The organism is Psychrobacter sp. CoH-33_TS_01 (assembly GCF_058189395.1).
The window spans coordinates 102,162-120,736 of the sequence record NZ_JBVGQI010000004.1; the positions used below are offsets into that span (position 1 = coordinate 102,162).

The 18,575-nt window shown below is 46.1% G+C and carries 16 protein-coding genes; 12 read left to right on the top strand and 4 right to left on the bottom strand.

The window, feature by feature from the left end; translation table 11 throughout:
- Positions 1-13 precede the first annotated feature (13 nt).
- The 8 genes from ACZ2XM_RS08320 to ACZ2XM_RS08355 all read left to right on the top strand — a co-directional run bounded on the left by ACZ2XM_RS08320 (position 14) and on the right by ACZ2XM_RS08355 (position 9,154).
- On the top strand, positions 14-1,285 hold the full coding sequence (locus ACZ2XM_RS08320) for an NRAMP family divalent metal transporter (RefSeq protein WP_490589387.1): 1,272 nt from the start codon (positions 14-16) through the stop codon (positions 1,283-1,285).
- Positions 1,286-1,444: 159 nt separating this feature from the next.
- Positions 1,445-2,191 (top strand): hypothetical protein, encoded by a 747-nt coding sequence (locus ACZ2XM_RS08325; protein ID WP_490589386.1) that lies wholly within the window; start codon positions 1,445-1,447, stop codon positions 2,189-2,191.
- Between the two features lie 89 nt (positions 2,192-2,280).
- Positions 2,281-3,201: a LysR substrate-binding domain-containing protein gene (locus ACZ2XM_RS08330; protein WP_490589385.1), complete on the top strand. Its 921-nt coding sequence runs from the start codon at positions 2,281-2,283 to the stop codon at positions 3,199-3,201.
- Between the two features lie 358 nt (positions 3,202-3,559).
- Positions 3,560-4,453 carry a methylisocitrate lyase gene (gene prpB / locus ACZ2XM_RS08335; protein ID WP_490589384.1) on the top strand — a complete coding sequence of 298 codons (894 nt, stop codon included), beginning with the start codon at positions 3,560-3,562 and terminating at the stop codon, positions 4,451-4,453.
- A gap of 65 nt (positions 4,454-4,518) precedes the next feature.
- Entirely contained in the window at positions 4,519-5,649 is a 1,131-nt protein-coding gene (gene prpC, locus ACZ2XM_RS08340; protein ID WP_490589383.1) for a bifunctional 2-methylcitrate synthase/citrate synthase, read from the top strand.
- 70 nt (positions 5,650-5,719) lie between these two features.
- Entirely contained in the window at positions 5,720-8,344 is a 2,625-nt protein-coding gene (gene acnD / locus ACZ2XM_RS08345) for a Fe/S-dependent 2-methylisocitrate dehydratase AcnD (protein ID WP_490589462.1), read from the top strand.
- A 229-nt stretch (positions 8,345-8,573) separates the two neighbouring features.
- A complete protein-coding gene (locus tag ACZ2XM_RS08350) occupies positions 8,574-8,840 on the top strand; it encodes a type II toxin-antitoxin system Phd/YefM family antitoxin (protein ID WP_490589461.1) in 267 nt (88 codons plus the stop codon).
- Positions 8,841-8,923: 83 nt separating this feature from the next.
- Complete coding sequence (locus tag ACZ2XM_RS08355) at positions 8,924-9,154, top strand: type II toxin-antitoxin system Phd/YefM family antitoxin (protein WP_490589382.1); 231 nt, start codon at positions 8,924-8,926, stop codon at positions 9,152-9,154.
- A gap of 147 nt (positions 9,155-9,301) precedes the next feature.
- Here ACZ2XM_RS08355 and ACZ2XM_RS08360 read toward each other — a convergent pair whose 3' ends face one another.
- Together ACZ2XM_RS08360 and ACZ2XM_RS08365 are read right to left on the bottom strand one after the other, a co-directional pair.
- Positions 9,302-9,670 (bottom strand): type II toxin-antitoxin system RelE/ParE family toxin, encoded by a 369-nt coding sequence (locus ACZ2XM_RS08360; RefSeq protein ID WP_490589381.1) that lies wholly within the window; start codon positions 9,668-9,670, stop codon positions 9,302-9,304.
- Positions 9,671-9,676: 6 nt separating this feature from the next.
- Complete coding sequence (locus tag ACZ2XM_RS08365) at positions 9,677-9,898, bottom strand: TA system antitoxin ParD family protein (RefSeq protein WP_490589380.1); 222 nt, start codon at positions 9,896-9,898, stop codon at positions 9,677-9,679.
- 173 nt (positions 9,899-10,071) lie between these two features.
- Here ACZ2XM_RS08365 and prpF point away from each other — a divergent pair, with 173 nt between their 5' ends.
- The 4 genes from prpF (at position 10,072) to ACZ2XM_RS08385 (ending at position 15,863) form a co-directional block, all read left to right on the top strand.
- On the top strand, positions 10,072-11,301 hold the full coding sequence (gene prpF, locus ACZ2XM_RS08370; RefSeq protein ID WP_490589379.1) for a 2-methylaconitate cis-trans isomerase PrpF: 1,230 nt from the start codon (positions 10,072-10,074) through the stop codon (positions 11,299-11,301).
- Between the two features lie 44 nt (positions 11,302-11,345).
- Positions 11,346-13,265: an ABC transporter ATP-binding protein gene (locus tag ACZ2XM_RS08375; RefSeq protein ID WP_490589378.1), complete on the top strand. Its 1,920-nt coding sequence runs from the start codon at positions 11,346-11,348 to the stop codon at positions 13,263-13,265.
- A gap of 174 nt (positions 13,266-13,439) precedes the next feature.
- Complete coding sequence (locus ACZ2XM_RS08380) at positions 13,440-14,045, top strand: GNAT family N-acetyltransferase (RefSeq protein WP_490589377.1); 606 nt, start codon at positions 13,440-13,442, stop codon at positions 14,043-14,045.
- 282 nt (positions 14,046-14,327) lie between these two features.
- The gene (locus ACZ2XM_RS08385) at positions 14,328-15,863 is read left to right on the top strand and encodes a bifunctional 2-methylcitrate dehydratase/aconitate hydratase (protein ID WP_490589376.1); all 1,536 of its coding nucleotides are present in this window, start codon (positions 14,328-14,330) and stop codon (positions 15,861-15,863) included.
- Positions 15,864-15,885: 22 nt separating this feature from the next.
- Here ACZ2XM_RS08385 and ACZ2XM_RS08390 read toward each other — a convergent pair whose 3' ends face one another.
- Entirely contained in the window at positions 15,886-16,677 is a 792-nt protein-coding gene (locus ACZ2XM_RS08390) for an SDR family oxidoreductase (protein WP_490589375.1), read from the bottom strand.
- 226 nt (positions 16,678-16,903) lie between these two features.
- A complete protein-coding gene (locus tag ACZ2XM_RS08395) occupies positions 16,904-18,403 on the bottom strand; it encodes a nucleobase:cation symporter-2 family protein (protein ID WP_490589374.1) in 1,500 nt (499 codons plus the stop codon).
- Positions 18,404-18,575 lie beyond the last annotated feature (172 nt).

Genomic DNA, 18,575 nt, shown 5'->3' on the forward strand with positions numbered 1-18,575 from the left:
TTTTGAGGTATACATGTCCACTTCTATTAACCCACAGTCTACTGAATCCCAACCAGAAGGGTTCAATTGGCGTATTTTCGGCCCTGGTATTCTTATGGCCTCGGCAGCGATTGGCGGCTCACATTTGGTCTCGTCAACGCAGGCTGGTGCCATCTATGGTTGGCAGCTGGCGATCATGATTATTCTTGCCAACTTTTTTAAGTATCCTTTTTTCCGTTTTGGTACGGATTATGTCTACGATACCGGCGAGTCGTTAATCGCAGGGTATTTCAAAAAGTCAAAAATCTATCTTTGGATTTATTTCGTTCTCTCTGTCTTATCCGCCGTTATTAGTACTGGTGCGGTTGCCCTATTGGCGGCGGTAATTTTAGGGTTCATGTTGCCTGCTAGTGTGGAATTATCCACTATGACGCTATCCATGGTCGTAATGGGTGTCTCTTGGGTGTTCTTGATTGCTGGCCATTATAAGCTGTTAGATGGGCTGACCAAATGGATCATCATCGCCTTGACGATTGCGACAATAGCAGCAGTGATTATTGCTGCCGGCAAGCCTACTGTTATGATGCCTGATTTCGTCGCCAGCTCACCGTGGAATTTAGCTACGCTAGGCTTTATTGTCGCCTTAATGGGGTGGATGCCAGCGCCGCTTGAGTTTGCCGCGATTACTTCTATGTGGACCTCGGCGAAAGTTAAAGCCGACCATACCACCCATCGCCAAGGTCTTCTCGACTTTAACGTGGGCTACGCCACTTCTGCTATCTTGGCGCTATTCTTTTTAGCGCTTGGCGTCTTTGTCCAGTATGGCTCAGGTCAAGAGATTCAGACAGCGGGCGGCGCTTATGTCGGTCAGTTGATCAGCATGTATACCGCTACTATTGGTGAATGGTCACGTCTATTGGTCGCCTTTATCGCCTTTATGTGTATGTTTGGCACCACGATTACTTGTGCCGATGGCTACGGCCGTGCCAACGCTGAGTGCTGGCGTCTGCTAAAAGGTCAAAGTGAAATTAATAACAAGCAAGTCTTCTTTTGGACCACTTACGCTATCGTTGGTGGCCTGATTATCATCACGTTCTTCACCGGCCAGCTGGGCTCAATGCTTAAGTTTGCTATGATTTCAGCCTTTGTCTCAGCGCCTATCTTTGGCTGGCTCAACTATAGCTTGGTTAGTGGCCGCCAAAAACTCTCGCCAGCGATGAATGCTTTATCCATAGCGGGATTAATTTTCCTAGCGGGTTTTGCTTTATTATTCTTAGCCAGTTTGACAGGTATGATTGGGGCTTAACATAAGGACGCTCTTCAGCTGGTAGCAAAATACAGTTGTATATTCCTAGCATTACATTAGAATCCATATAATACCGAACAGACCGCTAGTCTTAATACGTGACCGTATTGCTAAGGGTTTGCTTGAGTCTTATATGGATTTTTTGCTTTGGAGCATGCTATGCAACCCACCAGTATCAAACAGCCCTTACGCCAGTTAATAGCGGCTATGGCAGTAACTGTCCTAGCAGGCATGACCTTGAGCGCTTGTGAGCAGGCAAGTTCCGATCCTATGCTACAGACCATCCCGACCGACTCGGCAAAATGGCAAGATAAGCTAGGGCCTGCTTTCGCAGAATTACCTGAGGCGGAGCAACAGCTATTAAGCCGTTATATGCAGCGTATTGGGCAAGCTGAGGCCACTACTACGGGTGCCACGCCAAGTACTACTATTAAAGATGCCCTGAAGCAGCAACGCGAATATGAGCAGCTGCATCCAGACAATCCTACGGGCGTTAAAGAGACGCGTACGCGTGCGGACAAACTCGATAGAATTAATCAGACTTATCCAGTGACCCTACAGCCTTCGCAGCTGAATACGGATAATAACTTACAGACTGCTAAACTGAACTTTACCTTGATGAATAAAGGCGAAGTCGCCGTTAAAAGTATCAAAGGCACGTTTACCTTGCAGTCCGCCACCTTTGAAAAAGGCAAAGCTATCACCATCCCGCTGACCGTTTTTAATCCGGCTATCCAGCCTCAGCAGTCCGTCAAGTTAAGCGCGGAAGCTAGTGTCGTTAATGAGCATGTGATTAAAGGGATTCAAAACCCTAAAACCGTGGAAGTACAAATTACTAAAGCTACTATTCTATTGGCCAATGGCGAAAAAATTGTCTTAGAGAAACAAGGGGAAGCAAAGCCTTAAGAGGCTTAGAGCTAGAGCGTTAATTAGCATTGTTAATTCAAACAGCTGTCTATCATCACACATCAACAGACTAGGGCTATAACCCTCCTATGCAACTAAAGCAACTCCAAGCCTTCCATGCCGTCGCTAAGTCACAGAGCTTTAGTGCCGCAGTTGCTATGACCGAATTGTCGCAACCCACGCTAAGCCGCTTGATTAAGCAGCTAGAAGACGAGATTGGCGCGGAGTTAATCGATCGTTATCACCGACCGTTGCAGCTGACTCCAGCCGGCGAGTTCTTTTATGAAAAGTCGCTGTCTCTGCTGGCTGAATTAGATACTATTACCGCCATGACCCAACGGATGGCGCATCCTCCTAAGACGCTACGTATTGGCTTTGTGCCCTCAGTCCTCTATGGCTTGCTACCCAATATTATCGGTGTATTAAAGCGACAGTTGCCGGAGCTCGAAGTACAGCTCAAAGATATTTCCTCATACCAGCAGTTAGAGGCGCTCAAATCAGGCGAGATAGATGTTGGATTTGGTCGCTTTGCGCAGCAGGACAATTGGGTGCAGCAGATATTACTACGCCATGAGCGCTATATCGTCGCCCTGCCCGTTGACCATCCGCTAGCGGGCGTGAATGACCTCCGATTGCCACAATTGGCAGATAACCGCTTGATTCTTTATCACCAAAGCCACCTTAACAATACGGCAGTAGGTCAAGTCACTGAGCCACTGCTAAATTTATTTGACCGCTACGGGGTGCTACCGTTTGCGACGACGACCGTGAGCGATTTACAAGTGGCTTTAGGTTTAGTGGCTGCGGGCGAAGGCATTACCTTAGTGCCAGACAGTCTTAAGACCTTGCGTAGCGAGCAAGTCCGCTACCAAACTTTATTGCATGAAGATGCAACTTCTCCTATTTATCTCAATACTTTATATGAGATAGCTCACCCAGCTTATCCCGCTTTTTTAGACACTATTTACCAAGTGTATGAAGACAAAGGCATCACTTATCGCCGTCGATAGCTCTGTATTGGCACTATTCACTTAGGGCTGAGCTATACACCCCTTCTTTCGTTAAAACCCTCTACACCCTGCCTCTGTCCATTGAATTGTTATTTTTTTGTAAATTAAAATACTGTCTTGATAAGACGGCTATGCCACTGGTAAATATTAATCCGCCCTATTACTCACTAATTTGATATAAGTATTCAATAAATGAATCATATAATATAAATTAAACTATATAATAATTTTAAATTGACTATTGGAGATTTTAGCGACTTTGTTTACTAGAGAAAACATCGTATTCTTAGTGGTATACCTATTTCTTATATAACAATTCTATTCTTTCCCCCTCTAATATTCAGACAAGGACGCTATCATGACGACTTCTTCTGCCGGCAAACGCTTTCGCGATGCCCTCGAGCAACAAAAATCAAGCAACCAACCTTTACAAATCGTCGGTGCTATCAACGCTTATACTGCGATGATGGCGACTGAAGTGGGTCATAAAGCCCTTTACCTATCGGGTGCTGGCGTGGCGAATGCTTCTTATGGCTTGCCTGACCTAGGCATGACCAGCTTGGATAACGTTTTAGAAGACGCTAGCCGCATCACCAATGCCGTGGATACCCCGCTATTGGTAGACATCGATACCGGTTGGGGTGGCGCTTTTAACATCGCCCAAACCGTCAAGAAAATGGAACGTGCTGGCGTCGCTGCTGTACATATCGAAGACCAAGTGGCACAGAAACGCTGTGGTCACCGTCCCAATAAAGAAATCGTCTCTACTGGCGAAATGGTTGACCGTTTAAAAGCGGCTTTAGATGCTAAAACCGACCCGAACTTCGTCGTAATGGCACGTACTGATGCGCTATCGGTTGAAGGTCTAGAAGCGGCGGTTGAGCGTGCGGTTGCCTTCCAAGAAGCCGGTGCAGATATGATTTTTGCTGAAGCTTTAACCGATATCGAAATGTATCGCAAGTTCACAGATGTGCTTGATATTCCAGTACTCGCCAATATGACTGAATTTGGTCAGACGGATTTATACACGACTGAGCAACTGTACAAAGTCGGCGTTGAGATGGTGCTATACCCGCTATCCGCTTTCCGTGCGATGAACAAAGCCGCGCTAAACGTCTATCAGCATCTAATGAGCGATGGCACGCAAGAAAACGTCGTCGACACTATGCAGACGCGTATGGAGCTGTATGATTTCTTAAACTACCACCAGTTTGAGCAAACGCTAGATAAATTATTTGCAGATAAAAAGTAAATCGAAATTTTAACGCAATTTTTAATTAAGTTATCACCCACTCATTAAGCGAAAAGGAATTTATTATGGCAGCAGGCAAACAACTTACAGGCGCAGGACTACGTGGTCAGATCGCTGGTCAAACCGCTCTTTCTACCGTGGGCAAATCAGGCTCAGGCTTGACCTATCGTGGCTATGATGTCAAAGACTTAGCAGAAGCCTGTATCTTTGAAGAAGTCGCTTATTTACTGCTTTACGGTGAGCTACCTACGCAAGCGCAATTAGACGCTTATCAAGCTGAATTAAAGCAGCTGCGTGACATCCCGCAAGCCTTAAAAGACGTACTAGAGCGCATTCCACAAGACGCGCATCCAATGGATGTCTTGCGTACCGGTTGCTCTATGCTAGGTAACTTGGAGCCTGAAGACAGCTTTGAGCAGCAGTTAGAAAAAACCAATCGTATGCTAGCCGCTTTCCCAAGCATCATTAACTACTGGTACCGCTTCAGCCATGATGGCGAAAAAATCGATTGCGTGACTGACGATGCGACTATCGGTGGCCATTTCTTACACCTATTAAACGGTAAAGCGCCAAGCGAATTGCACGAGCGCGTTATGAACGTTTCATTGATTCTATATGCTGAGCATGAGTTTAACGCCTCTACCTTTACCGCGCGTGTTTGTGCTTCAACCTTGTCAGACATCTTCTCTTGCATCACTGGTGCTATTGGTACGCTACGTGGCCCATTGCATGGCGGTGCTAACGAAGCCGCTATGGACTTAATCGAAAGCTTCGATTCACCAGATGCCGCTGAAGAAGGCCTAATGGGCATGCTTGAGCGTAAAGATAAAATCATGGGCTTTGGTCATGCTATCTATAGCGAGTCTGATCCACGTAACGTCATCATCAAAGAGTGGGCAGAGAAATTGGCCACTGATGTGGGTGATACCGTACTTTACCCAGTATCTGTACGTTGTGAAGAAGTCATGTGGCGCGAAAAGAAATTGTTCTGTAATGCGGATTTCTTCCATGCTTCAACGTATCACTTCATGGGCATTCCTACCAAACTATTTACGCCAATCTTCGTGTGCTCACGTCTAACCGGTTGGGCCGCTCACGTGTTCGAGCAACGCTCAAATAACCGTATCATCCGCCCAAGTGCTGAGTATATCGGTGAAGAGCCCCGTTCAGTACCAGCGATAGGCGATCGCGGTTAAGCTGCAATGCCCCTAGACAGCCAATTATTAGCTATTTAAAAGGTACTCTATGACCACCCTAGTCCAACCTATGAACGAAAAATACAAAAAACAGCTGCCTGGCACTGATTTGTATTATTTCGACACTCGCGCCGCCGTTGATGAAATAGAAGCTGGCGCGTATGACAAACTCCCGTTTTGCTCAAAAGTATTTGCAGAAAACTTAGTGCGTCGTTGTGCGCCTGAAGAGCTGACCGCAGCGCTTAAACAGCATATCGAGCGTAAGCAAACGCTAGATTGGCCGTGGTTCCCTGCCCGCGTCGTTTGTCACGACATCTTGGGTCAGACCGCTTTTGTCGATCTTGCCGGCCTACGTGATGCCATCGCTGAACAAGGTGGTGACCCGTCTAAAGTCAATCCAATCGTGCCTACGCAATTGATCGTTGACCACTCATTAGCGGTTGAGCATGCGGGTTTTGAAAAAGACGCTTTCCAAAAGAACCGTGCTATCGAAGAGCGCCGCAACGATGACCGTTTTCACTTCATCAACTGGTGTCAGACTGCCTTTGATAACGTCAACGTCGTGCCACCGGGTAACGGCATCATGCACCAAATCAACTTGGAGAAAATGTCTCCAGTGGTGCAGGTTGCTGCGAACCAAGCTGGCGAGAAATTTGCCTTCCCGGATACCTTAGTCGGTACCGACAGCCATACACCAATGGTTGATGCGCTAGGCGTTATCTCCATCGGTGTAGGTGGTTTGGAAGCCGAAAGTGTCATGTTAGGCAACCCTTCTATGATGCGTCGTCCGGATTACGTGGGCGTGGAAATTACCGGCAAAATCAAACCGGGCATCACCGGTACTGACTTAGTATTAGCGATGACTGAATTCTTGCGTAACGAAGGCGTTGTATCGACTTACATCGAATTCTTCGGTGAAGGCGCGCGTAGCCTGACTGTTGGTGACCGTGCTTCGATCTCCAACATGACGCCAGAATACGGCGCGACTGCAGCGATGTTCTCTATCGATGAGCAGACGATTGATTATCTACGTCTGACTGGCCGTACTGAAGAGCAAATCAAGCTCGTTGAGCAATATGCCAAAGAAACGGGCCTATGGGCTGACGGCATGGTTAATGCGGAATACGAGCGCGTCCTACAGTTTGACTTAGGTCAAGTGACTCGTAACTTAGCCGGTCCATCACGTCCGCACGCCCGCGTTCCGACAAGTGAGCTCGCTATCCGTGGTATCGCGCACAAAGAAAACGAAGCTTTACCCACTAGCGAAGATGGCTTAATGTCGGATGGCGCCGTGATTATCGCTGCCATTACTAGCTGTACGAATACGTCAAACCCACGCAACATGATTGCTGCTGGTCTGATTGCTCGTAACGCCGCCCGTCTTGGTTTACAACGTAAGCCTTGGGTCAAAACATCGCTAGCTCCCGGCTCTAAGACTGTCCAACTTTATCTTGAAGATTCGGGTTTGATGGACGATTTAGAAGAGCTTGGTTTCGGCATCGTCGGTTTTGCTTGTACGACTTGTAATGGTATGAGTGGCGCGCTAGACCCAGTCATCCAACAAGAAATCGTTGATCGTGACCTGTATGCGACAGCTGTGTTGTCTGGTAACCGTAACTTCGATGGCCGTATCCATCCGTATGCGAAAGAAGCTTACTTGGCCTCACCGCCGCTAGTCGTCGCTTATGCTATCGCTGGTACGATTCGCTTTGATATCGAAAAAGATATCTTAGGCTACGATAAAGACAATAATCCGGTCTACTTAAAAGACATCTGGCCTGACGATCAAGAAATCATCGATCTGGTGGCTAAGCACGTGAAGTCTGAGCAGTTTGATGCGGTTTATATCCCAATGTTTGATGAGGCTGCTGTCGATGCTGCCCGCTCAGCCCCGCTATATAACTGGCGCGAGATGAGTACCTATATCCGTCGTCCGCCTTATTGGGAAGGCGCTATGGCACGTGCCAACCGTCTTAAAGGTATGCGTCCGCTAGCTATCTTAGGGGATAACATCACCACCGATCACTTGTCACCATCAAATGCGATTATGGCAAGCAGTGCGGCTGGCGAGTACTTGGCTTATATGCAAGTGCCTGAAGAAGACTTTAACTCTTACGCTACCCATCGCGGCGATCACTTAACTGCACAGCGTGCTACTTTTGCCAACCCGAAACTGCTCAACGAGATGGTTCGTGATGAAGATGGTAGCATTAAGCAAGGGTCTTACGCTCGCGTAGAGCCTGAAGGCGTGACGATGCGTATGTGGGAAGCGATTGAGACCTATATGAATCGTGACGAGCCTCTAATCATCATCGCCGGTGATGGCTATGGTCAAGGCTCAAGCCGTGACTGGGCTGCTAAAGGCGTGCGTCTAGCTGGGGTCGAATGTATCGTCGCTGAAAACTTCGAGCGTATTCACCGTCAGAACCTAGTGGGTATGGGGGTCTTGCCATTACAATTTAAGCCTGATACCAACCGTCAGACGCTAAAATTGAATGGTACTGAGACCTATGACGTTATCGGTACGCCAAGTGCGGGTGGCGAGATGACCCTAGTGATCAACCGTCAAGACGGCAGCGTTGAAAACGTTGATCTCATCGTCCGTTTAGATACGGAAGATGAAGTTGAAATGTATAACAACGGCGGTATGCTACAGCGCTTTGCTAAAGAGTTTTTAGCCAATAGCGTGGCTTAGTCCGTAGCTGTTATGGAATTATTAAAAATAAACCCTGTCTATTAAGATGGGGTTTGTTTTATCAGGATTAGTGTAGGGTTATCAGCTGATATAGCCTATAAATTACAGTTACTGTCTTCAATAGATGAATAAGTCATTAAGATAAAGGTAATATCAAAGGTGCTAGAAAGTACTAAGATAAAACATTATTTAGTGCTTATTACGGCTAATTTTATCTGGAGAATCTTTGATGCATCCTATATTTGCCAACCAAACAGCCAGTATTTCTGAGCTAAAACGCAATCCAACTGCTTTACTTAAACAAGCTAATGGGCAGCCCATTGCCATTTTAAATCATAATAAACCTTCAGCTTATCTAGTGCCTGTAGAGACCTATGAAAGAATGATAGAGATTATTGAAGACTTTGAGTTAGGCAAAATTGTTGAAGCCCGTAAGAGTCAGATACCAGATGCCGTGGAGGTAACTTTAGAAGCGTTACTGACTAATGACTTTTAAGCTAACGAAATCCTTTTTAACATTGTAGGGTATTATAGAATGGCGCAACATTTAATACACATCGTACAACTCTAGGAATCGTTATGCGGGTCATTACTTTTTCAGAAGCTAGAAAAAACTTTAAATCGGTATTAGATACGGTCATCGAAAATGCGGGTGCGACTATTGTCACACGTCGTGATGCCGATGATGCGGTCATCATGTCTTTGGATTATTACAACAGTCTGATGGAGACGGTCCACTTATTAAAGTCGCCTGCAAACGCAGCTCATCTCGCTGACTCCATAGCCCAATATAAAGTGGGTAAGACTTAAGTTAGAGAGTTGGTAAATTCTGCAGATCAGATAGATACTGATGAAGCTTAACTGGGAACTGCGATGAGTATGCAATTGGCATGGACATATGCAGTATGGAGAGATTATCTATATTGGCAAGCCCAAGATAATTAAGAAAAATAAAATTCACTCAGAAAGAATTTTGAGTTTAAAAATACTGCCCCAAGCAAAAAACAAAGAAACTAGCTTGCCTCTTATTACAAAGTCCCATTTAATATTATGGTAAAAGCTATTATTAGTGCCTAGCATAAGCTGCGTGAGAATCAGCTGACCGTTATCGACTTGATAGACCAAAGTGGTAAAGTGTTGCAGGGTCTTAAATTTATAGACTTTATCTAGCATTATTACCCCAGGCTCTTCGGGCAATAAAGCCAGTTCGTCGACGATGTCTTTTATGGTGTCATCTAGAGCTAATTTTTGCTTAGCAGAGAGCTTTTGAACGCTTTGTTTAAAGCTATAGGTTTGGATTATGGATAATGCTGGTAAATATTGCATAATCAATCACCCAAACTCGTAAGGTTCGATCATACCAGCATCGATTTCGGATTGAGCGGTTAGTAGTTGCCGGACGAATTCGTAAGACAGCTCGGGGTGCTCTTCCATTATCTGGCCAATCGTGGCCCAGTGCATAATTTGTTTGGGCGTCGTGCGATGATAAGTCTGTGAAAGTACAGTGGCCCTATCTACCAACGCTTTGTCCAATCGAATACTAGTGGTCGCCATCCTAAGCCTCAAAATAGTAGCTCTTGAAAACATTAACTTTTAAAAATATTACCATAATTAAATTGTCAATGTAGTCTAATTTAACGGGCTATTTTGACCCTTAGCTTTAACCCTTTAATTTTAAATTAACAATTTAACTTTTATTTTCCAACCTATTTTAAAAGGATTTATCCATGAGCCAATCTGCAAACCAAGCTGCCCGCCCTGCCGCGCAAATCTCTGTACCGGCTACCTATATGCGTGGTGGCACCTCAAAAGGCACATTTTTTAAGCTGTCTGACTTGCCTGAGCGCTGCCAAGTCCCAGGCGCGGCACGTGACCAGTTTTTACTACGCGTCATTGGTAGCCCAGACCCTTATGGCAAGCAGATTGATGGCTTAGGCAATGGTAGCTCATCGACTTCCAAGACCGTCATCCTGTCTAAAGCCAAGCAAGCCGACCACGATGTCAACTATCTATTCGGTCAGGTCAATATCGCAAAGCCAATGATTGATTGGGCAGGCAACTGTGGTAACTTAACCGCAGCGGTGGGCGCTTGTGCTATTAACATGGGCCTTGTTGATGACAGTCGTATTCCTGATAACGGTATTTGTGAAGTGCGCATATGGCAAGAGAATATTGGCAAAACTATCATTGCTCATGTGCCCGTCTATACCGATGAACAAGGCAATATCCAAGTACAAGAAACCGGTGATTTTGAGCTGGACGGCGTTACCTTTCCAGCGGCAGAGGTCAAAATTGAGTTTATCGACCCGGTCGATGGCGATAGCAGTATGTTTCCGACCAACAATCTGGTTGACGGCTTTACGATCACCGATAGTGAGGGCAATAGCCAAACTTTCGAGGCCACCTTTATCACAGCCGGTATCCCGACTATCTTTATGAAAGCTGAAGACCTAGGCTTTAATGGCACCGAGCTGCAAGGGGCGATCAATGGTCATAGCGAGCTGCAACAGAAGCTAGAGAGTATTCGTGCACAAGGCGGTGTCGCCATGGGTCTGTTCCAAGACGTTAGTGAAGCGGAAAAGAGTCAGCATATCCCTAAAATAGCTTGGGTCGCGCCAGCTACTACTTATACCGCCTCTAGTGGCAAAACCGTCGCTGGCGAAGACATTGACCTGGTTGTGCGTGCGATGAGTATGGGCCAATTGCACCATGCCATGATGGGCACCGCTGCTGTCGCCATCGCTGCCGCCGCTACTACGCCTGGTACGTTAGTCAACCAAGCCGCCGGAGGGGGTGAATTGTCAGAAGTGCGCTTTGGTCACCCGTCAGGCACGCTATTAGTCGGTGGTAAGACGGAGAATAATGATGGTCGCTGGCAGGCCAAGAAAGTCTCAATGAGCCGCTCTGCCCGTCGTATTATGGTCGGTGAAGTGTTTGTGCCTGCAGATTGCTTTTAAAATTGAGTTGCTTTTAAAATTGATACGAATGAGTTTGAACCGCTATGCCGAAATCCTCGGAATCTGCTTTAAATAAGTCTTCCTCAAATAAAACTACAGACAAGCCCGCTACCGCGCAAACGGTCGTTGGCTTGACTAAAACGCCTTTTAATCAACCGCCAAGCAATAAAGTAGAGCGCGGCGAGCTGCTGTGGAATATCCTCAAAAAGCTAGCTGCGTTTGCCAAACCGTACCGGCTGCTCATCATAGGTACGTTGACCCTAACTGTGCTGGGGTCGTTTACCTCGCAGGTTAACGCCTTTGTACTGCGCTATACCGTCGATCGCTTGACTGAGATTGCTACCCTAGCGGACCCTTGGCAGGCGGGTATCCAAATGCTGACTATCATTAGCGTGGTGTTACTGGTCAAAGAAATTATCTCGGCAGGGCTGTCTTTTGGTCAGCGCTTCTTTGGCGAAAAGATCCGTATTAACCTCTCTCGTGATTTGTCCCAACGAGTGGTCGAGCGTATCTTGACCTATCGCATGTCTTTTTATACTAGTGAAGAAAATGACAGCGGTAAATTACAAACCCGTATTGATCTGGGGGTCAGTAGCCTAACCCGACTGGTACAAAACCTCTTTATCGATATGCTGCCATTGTTTGCCAATGCTATCGTCGCGCTAGTGATTATGTTTACCGCCAACTTTTGGGTGGGCATGGTTGGTCTCATCATTGTGCCGATCTATTTCTTTATTAGTCAAAAGCAGGCGATGCGATTGCGTGGCTTCCGTCGCCAAATGCGCGACTTTCGTGAGCGAAAAAGTGGTCTAATTATCTCGCTGATTAATTCTATTAGCGTGGTCAAATCTTTTGTGCGCGAACCTATTGAGTCAGACAAGCACTTTGATTTACAAAAAGAGATGACCGACAACCAGCTCAAAACCCGCAGTATTGCTTTCGTTTATGACGCGGTAAAGACCTTTATCGAGCAAATTGGGGTCGTCGCTATCATTCTACTGACCTCATATTTTGTACTCAAAGGAGAGATGACCATTGGCATGATTATGTTTCATGTCCTACTGTTCCAAAACGTCGCCGCGCCTATTCGCCAGTTGCACCGCATTTACGATGAAATTAATAATGCGCTTACTTATGCTGAAGGCTTTTTTGATATTTTAGAAGACGACGACCAAGTTGAAAAAGTGGGTGGCATCAGTAGTTCCCATGTTAAGGGGAACATCGAACTCAAACATGTCGATTTTACTTATCCTAATGGCACCCAAGCCTTGCGCGATGTTAGCTTTAGCATTAAACCCAACCGCATTACGGCATTGGTGGGTCTAAGCGGTGCGGGTAAAAGTACCATTATTAACTTACTGGTGAAGTTTTATGAGCCAACGGGCGGTCAAATTTGCTTAGATGGTCACGATCTAGTCGATTATGATACGCAGGAGCTGCGCGAGCAAGTTGGCCTAGTGCTGCAAAAAAATCACATTTTTGGCGGTACGATTAGCGAGAATATCCGCTACGGTAACATGGCAGCTAGCATTGATGACATCATCGTCGCCGCTAAGAAAGCATCCATTCATGAGCAAATATTAGAATTACCTCAAGGTTATGATAGCGAGGCCAAGTCTCTATCGGGTGGTCAGCAGCAGCGTATTGCCTTAGCGCGGATGTTCTTAAAAGATCCGCCGATTGTCTTTTTGGATGAGCCTACAGCCAGTCTTGACGCGATTGCTAGCCAGCAGATTAAGCACAGCTTGGATTTGATTAAAAAAGACCGCACCGTGATTATCGTCTCGCACAGTATTGCGCAGATTATCGATGCTGATGATTTGGTAGTCATTGAACATGGCCGAGTGGTTGAGACTGGCACACACGAAGAGCTTTATGAACAACGTGGTAAATACTATGAAATCTTTACCGCAATGTCAGATAGTCTGAATTTGGATAAGATTAGAGACACTTTAAGCAGCTAAGCGTTATAGTCGCTCTCTTACAGGCTTACTTAGCAGTATGAATTATGCAAACTTTTGCAAACGGTAATGCTATCATGCGCGCTATATAATGGCGGCTAAGAAAATTTAGTAGTCGCCAGCTAACGCCCTAACTTTTCTTTTAACTATCGTTTCATTGCCAGAAGCTTGCTACTTATGACCTGTGAATTTTCCATAAAAACCTTTGACGACCTAACCTCAGTAGATCTTTACCACATCCTTAAAGCACGCTCCCAAGTCTTTGTTGTTGAGCAAAATTGTGCTTATCAAGATATGGATGACGTCGATTTTGACTGTCTGCATTTAGTGGCACATCAAAATGCGGTGCTGGTCGGTTACTGCCGTATTATTCCGCCCGAGTTTAACAAGGTAAAATCTAAGACCGCAGAATCTAAAGCCCTTGGCCCCATGCCATCTATTGGTCGAGTATTAATCATGCCTGAGCATCGCGGTGATGGGCTGGCGCGCGAAATCATGCTGCAGGCTATCAAATACTGCCGTAAGAAGTATGGCAAAAAGCCGATTATCATCTCTGCGCAAACCTACCTGCTCAGCTTCTATGAGTCCTTAGGTTTTGTCCCTGATGGTGAGGTTTACCTTGAGGATAATATCGAGCACGTCACTATGATTCAGCAAGTGGCTAAGAAAAAGAAAGTCGCTGCTCAGCTTACCGAAGCTCCTACGGTAAACAAAATTCTCTATACCCTACTGATTCTGTTGACCACTTTATTTATTGCTGGCTTGTTATATCTGGCGATTTAACAGCGCTATGATGGGTTAATAACTGCTGCAAATGGCAGTTATTAACCCCAGCTGTATAAAATGTATTTTTCTACCAAAATCAAGTTAACTACTCATCTCAATTTTTGCTTTCTACAGGATGCTACCCTTTTCCTTGTGTCATAAAACACCCTCCTTCTCTTAATTCTCCTACCAACATAGAACACAAAATGCCTCCGAGTGCATTGTTGTTTACTCACGTCTGTGTTATTCTAAATAAGAATGATTATCAAATACATAAAATAATGATAAAAAGGATTAGCAATGACGACGATAACCAATAACAAGCAAAACAACGCTTCAATTAATGTGGAAAGCAATGTCCGCCCCGATTACGATATTGAGATTCAAAAAATTGCCGATTATGTTTTAAATTTTGATATTAATAGTGAGTCGCCTAATGCGGATACGGCTTGGCATACCGCGCGCCATTGTCTAATAGATACGCTAGGCTGTGGCTTGCTTGCCCTGCGCTTTCCCGAATGTACCAAACACCTAGGTCCTGATTTTCCCGGACAGTTTACCCCTTATGGCGCTCGCGTACCCGGCACTTCCCATCGCTTAGACCCGATCAAGGCAGCCTTTGATATCGGTTGTATGGTGCGCTGGCTCGACTATAACGACACTTGGCTCGCTGCAGAATGGGGCCACCCCTCTGATAACTTAGGCGGTATTTTAGCGATTGCTGACTATATTAGTCAGGTGAATATCAGCCAAGGCCGTGCCCCACTAACCATGAAAGCGGTGCTAGAAGCCATGATTATGGCGCATGAGATTCAAGGGGTGCTAGCATTAGAGAATTCGTTTAACCGGGTGGGATTAGACCATGTGTTTTTGGTGAAACTAGCCTCTACTGCTGTGGTCGCTAAACTGCAAAACTTACCGCGTGAGCGTATCATGGCGGCTATCTCACAAGCGTTAGTCGATGGTCAAGCCCTAAGAACTTACCGTCATGCGCCTAATGCTGGCAGTCGTAAATCTTGGGCAGCGGGTGACGCTACCAGTCGTGCGGTACGTTTAGTCGATATCACCAAACGTGGTGAGATGGGTATCCCCGGTGTCCTATCCGCACCGCAATGGGGCTTCTATGATGTGCTGTTTAGCCATACCAATAAAGACCTAGCGACCAAACCTGAAGGCGAGCGTCAGTTTAAATTCCAACGCGATTTTGGCACTTATGTGATGGAAAATATCTTATTTAAGATTAGTTTCCCTGCAGAGTTCCATGCGCAGACCGCTTGTGAGGCGGCAGTCATTCTGCATCCCCAGGTGGAAAATCGTGTCGAGGATATCGATAAAATTATCTTAACCACTCATGAGTCCGCGATTCGCATTATTTCTAAAGAAGGGACGCTTGCCAATCCCGCCGACCGGGATCATTGCCTACAATATATGGTCGCTGTGCCGTTATTAACCGGTGATTTAATTGCAGAAAACTACGAGGACAGCTACCACGAGCAGCATCTGTCCATCGATGAGCTGCGCAGTAAGATGGTGGTGGAAGAGGACGAACGCTACACTCAAGACTACCTCGACCCAGAAAAACGCTCTATTGCCAATGCCATTCAAGTCTTCTTTAAAGACGGTAGCAGTACCGATAAAGTCGCGGTGGAATACCCGATTGGCCATAAACGTCGCCGTGAGGAAGGCATCCCGGTATTAGAGGCGAAGTTCCGTGCTAATTTGGCAACTCGCTTTGTTGACAGCCGCTGTGAGGAAATTTTAGCGCTATGTAGCAATCAACAGCAGTTAGAAAACACGCCAGTGAATGAGTTTATGGACTTATTTGTAGTCAATTAACCTTATTTGGGAATGGTTACGCCTACCAAGGAATAGCCGCCCCCGACCAATCCACAAAACTTCCTGTCTGTTCAGCCTTCATAGTGGCTAAGACCGACAGGAGTTTTTCTGCACTATATTCTACGGTAAATAGCTTATCTTCCGGTACGTTACCTTGAAAAGGTTTAGACAGCTCGGTATCCACAGTACCGGGCTGCAAGACCACCACACACACCTGTTTTAGCGTACGTGCCCATTCTATTGACAAGGTCTTCATGCCCATGTTCAGGGCGGTTTTGCTCATCCGATAACTGTACCAGCCGCCCACGCGATTGTCCGTAATACTGCCTACTCGTGCAGATACAGTAGCGTAGATAGTGGCTGGCGCGTCTATCGTTGTAGTTGCGGTCTTAGTTGCAGCCGCAGGTTTTAACAATGGTTTGATATGTTTAGCAATCAGCAAACTCGGTAAAGCATTAATGGCCATATTCTGCATAAAGTATTCGGGCTCAAGCTGACGAATACTCTTTTCCGGACCTTCTGTCGTAGTGTGCAATAACCCTACCGCATTAATCACCCAATGCAGCTGTGCCGTTTGTGCTTTGATATCAGCAAGTGCCGCTGCAATACTAGCTTCATCACTCACATCCATAGGCAGCCAATGTAGATTATCGGCTTGCAAACTAGGCTCACGACTATGATAAGTCGCAAAGATTTGTACGCCCGCTAACGCCACAATGGGATTGTGCTGCAATAGCTGCTGAATCATAGCTTGCCCAATACCGCCAGTACCCCCAATAATCAGAAAGTTATGCGTTGCAGCGAGGTTATTCATAGAGCGCTTCCCTGTGCTTGATAGGATTTTATGTGTTATTTATAGCACGTTTACGCTTACCATTCTGACTATCCGCCCCTTAATAGCGTAGCTTTATAATAAAAGGCTGCATAAATAAAAATTCTTATAAATAAAAAAGCCGCCAACGGGGGCGACTTTATGTGTTTGGAAGTTATAGATCTAAGTCCCTATAGAGCTAAACATTAAGACTAAAGCACATGAGCTGTTAATGGTCGCTAGGTGGCTTGGGACGATCTTTTAACGGCACGACCGCGACTTCATTACCTTGTGCATCAAACAACTTGCCATTTTTAAAGTAATCGCCTTCATTTAAGTCAAAAATCACTGCGGGACGTACCGAGCGATCTTCTGTACCGGCAACGAATACCGACTGTTGGTCTGAGTTGCCTAACTTCATGTGATTAAACAACAGGTTTAAAGCTATAGCCATGATGGCAGTAGAGCTAATACCCGAATGGAAAATTGTGGCAAACCAATCAGGGAACGCATCATAGAATGATGGCATAACAATCGGTAGCATACCAAAACCAACAGCGGTCGCTACGATAATCAGGTTCATATTGTTTTGATAATTCACCTTACCTAAGGTACGAATACCACTGGCTGCGACCGTACCAAACAGCACGACCCCCGCACCGCCTAAGACCGCGGTAGGTACAGCAGCGATCACGCGACCCATCAATGGCATCAAGCCTAAAATGATGAGGATAATCCCCGCAAAGGTCACGACAAAGCGGCTTTTTACCCCGGTTACAGCGACCAAGCCTACGTTTTGCGCAAAGGCGCTTTGAGTAAAGGAGCCAAATAAGGGTGCGATGACACTAGAGATCATATCGGCACGCAGACCATCGCCCAAGCGGCGAGAATCTACTTTGGTTTCAATGATATCACCAACCGCTAAGACATCCGCTGAGGTCTCTACTAAAATCACTAACACTACGATGAACATCGAAATGATGGCAGGCAGATGGAATTCAGGGGTACCAAAATGGAAAGGGGTTGGGAAAGCAAAGATGGGGCCGACTAAGACTTGTGAGAAGTCGACCATGCCGAGCATCCAAGCTAATAGCGTCCCTCCTACCATCGATAGCAAAATAGATAAGCGGCTGATAGCAGCACTGCCTAACTTACTGAATACTAGCACTAAAGCTAAGGTGAAGGCAGCGAGTCCAATGTTGGCCATGCTACCAAAGTCAGGCGACTTCATATTGCCGCCCATCGCCCAACGCGCGGCTACAGGCATCAAGGTTAACCCGATGGTAGTAATGACGGCACCGGTGACTAAAGGGGGGAAAAATCGAATAATCTTAGAAAAAATGGGGGTAATGAGTAAGCCGATAATTGAGGCTGCAATGACGGCGCCAAATACCGAAGGCAGTCCACCCCCAGCTGTGACGATAGCTACAATAGTGGCCACACTAGCAAAGGATACGCCCTGTACTAAGGGCAGCTGGCAGCCAAAAAAAGGAATGCCAAGGGTTTGTAATACAGTAGCTAAGCCTCCGATGAACAGTGAGGCCGCTATGAGCAAGCCGATCTCGGCGCTACCGAGCCCGGCAGCTTGTCCAACGATTAATGGCACGGCAATAATGCCACCATACATGGTTAAAACGTGTTGAAAGCCATAAGCAATATTGGCTAATAGTCCTAAATTTTCGTCTTCTGGTCGTTTAGTGACAGCAGTGGATAAGTGTTCTGACTGCATGAATATGTGCGCTCCTTGCTTGTTAATTTTTGCCGTGGTATCGCCCCACGATTGGATACTGTCCTAAAATAGGACCATCTACCCAATCCGTCATTATTCATCCTGAATATACGTGCCACTATCATGAGCCTTGCCCTAAGAAATGTAAATTGAAATTTATCGAATTTCATTC

Excerpts from the sequence above, each read along its gene's own strand:
- ACZ2XM_RS08320 (WP_490589387.1), top strand. The coding sequence starts at position 14 with ATGTCCACTTCTATTAACCCACAGTCTACTGAATCCCAACCAGAAGGG.
- ACZ2XM_RS08325 (WP_490589386.1), top strand. The coding sequence starts at position 1,445 with ATGCAACCCACCAGTATCAAACAGCCCTTACGCCAGTTAATAGCGGCT.
- ACZ2XM_RS08330 (WP_490589385.1), top strand. The coding sequence starts at position 2,281 with ATGCAACTAAAGCAACTCCAAGCCTTCCATGCCGTCGCTAAGTCACAG.
- prpB (WP_490589384.1), top strand. The coding sequence starts at position 3,560 with ATGACGACTTCTTCTGCCGGCAAACGCTTTCGCGATGCCCTCGAGCAA.
- prpC (WP_490589383.1), top strand. The coding sequence starts at position 4,519 with ATGGCAGCAGGCAAACAACTTACAGGCGCAGGACTACGTGGTCAGATC.
- acnD (WP_490589462.1), top strand. The coding sequence starts at position 5,720 with ATGAACGAAAAATACAAAAAACAGCTGCCTGGCACTGATTTGTATTAT.
- ACZ2XM_RS08350 (WP_490589461.1), top strand. The coding sequence starts at position 8,574 with ATGCATCCTATATTTGCCAACCAAACAGCCAGTATTTCTGAGCTAAAA.
- ACZ2XM_RS08355 (WP_490589382.1), top strand. The coding sequence starts at position 8,924 with ATGCGGGTCATTACTTTTTCAGAAGCTAGAAAAAACTTTAAATCGGTA.
- ACZ2XM_RS08360 (WP_490589381.1), bottom strand. The coding sequence starts at position 9,670 with ATGCAATATTTACCAGCATTATCCATAATCCAAACCTATAGCTTTAAA.
- ACZ2XM_RS08365 (WP_490589380.1), bottom strand. The coding sequence starts at position 9,898 with ATGGCGACCACTAGTATTCGATTGGACAAAGCGTTGGTAGATAGGGCC.
- prpF (WP_490589379.1), top strand. The coding sequence starts at position 10,072 with ATGAGCCAATCTGCAAACCAAGCTGCCCGCCCTGCCGCGCAAATCTCT.
- ACZ2XM_RS08375 (WP_490589378.1), top strand. The coding sequence starts at position 11,346 with ATGCCGAAATCCTCGGAATCTGCTTTAAATAAGTCTTCCTCAAATAAA.
- ACZ2XM_RS08380 (WP_490589377.1), top strand. The coding sequence starts at position 13,440 with ATGACCTGTGAATTTTCCATAAAAACCTTTGACGACCTAACCTCAGTA.
- ACZ2XM_RS08385 (WP_490589376.1), top strand. The coding sequence starts at position 14,328 with ATGACGACGATAACCAATAACAAGCAAAACAACGCTTCAATTAATGTG.
- ACZ2XM_RS08390 (WP_490589375.1), bottom strand. The coding sequence starts at position 16,677 with ATGAATAACCTCGCTGCAACGCATAACTTTCTGATTATTGGGGGTACT.
- ACZ2XM_RS08395 (WP_490589374.1), bottom strand. The coding sequence starts at position 18,403 with ATGCAGTCAGAACACTTATCCACTGCTGTCACTAAACGACCAGAAGAC.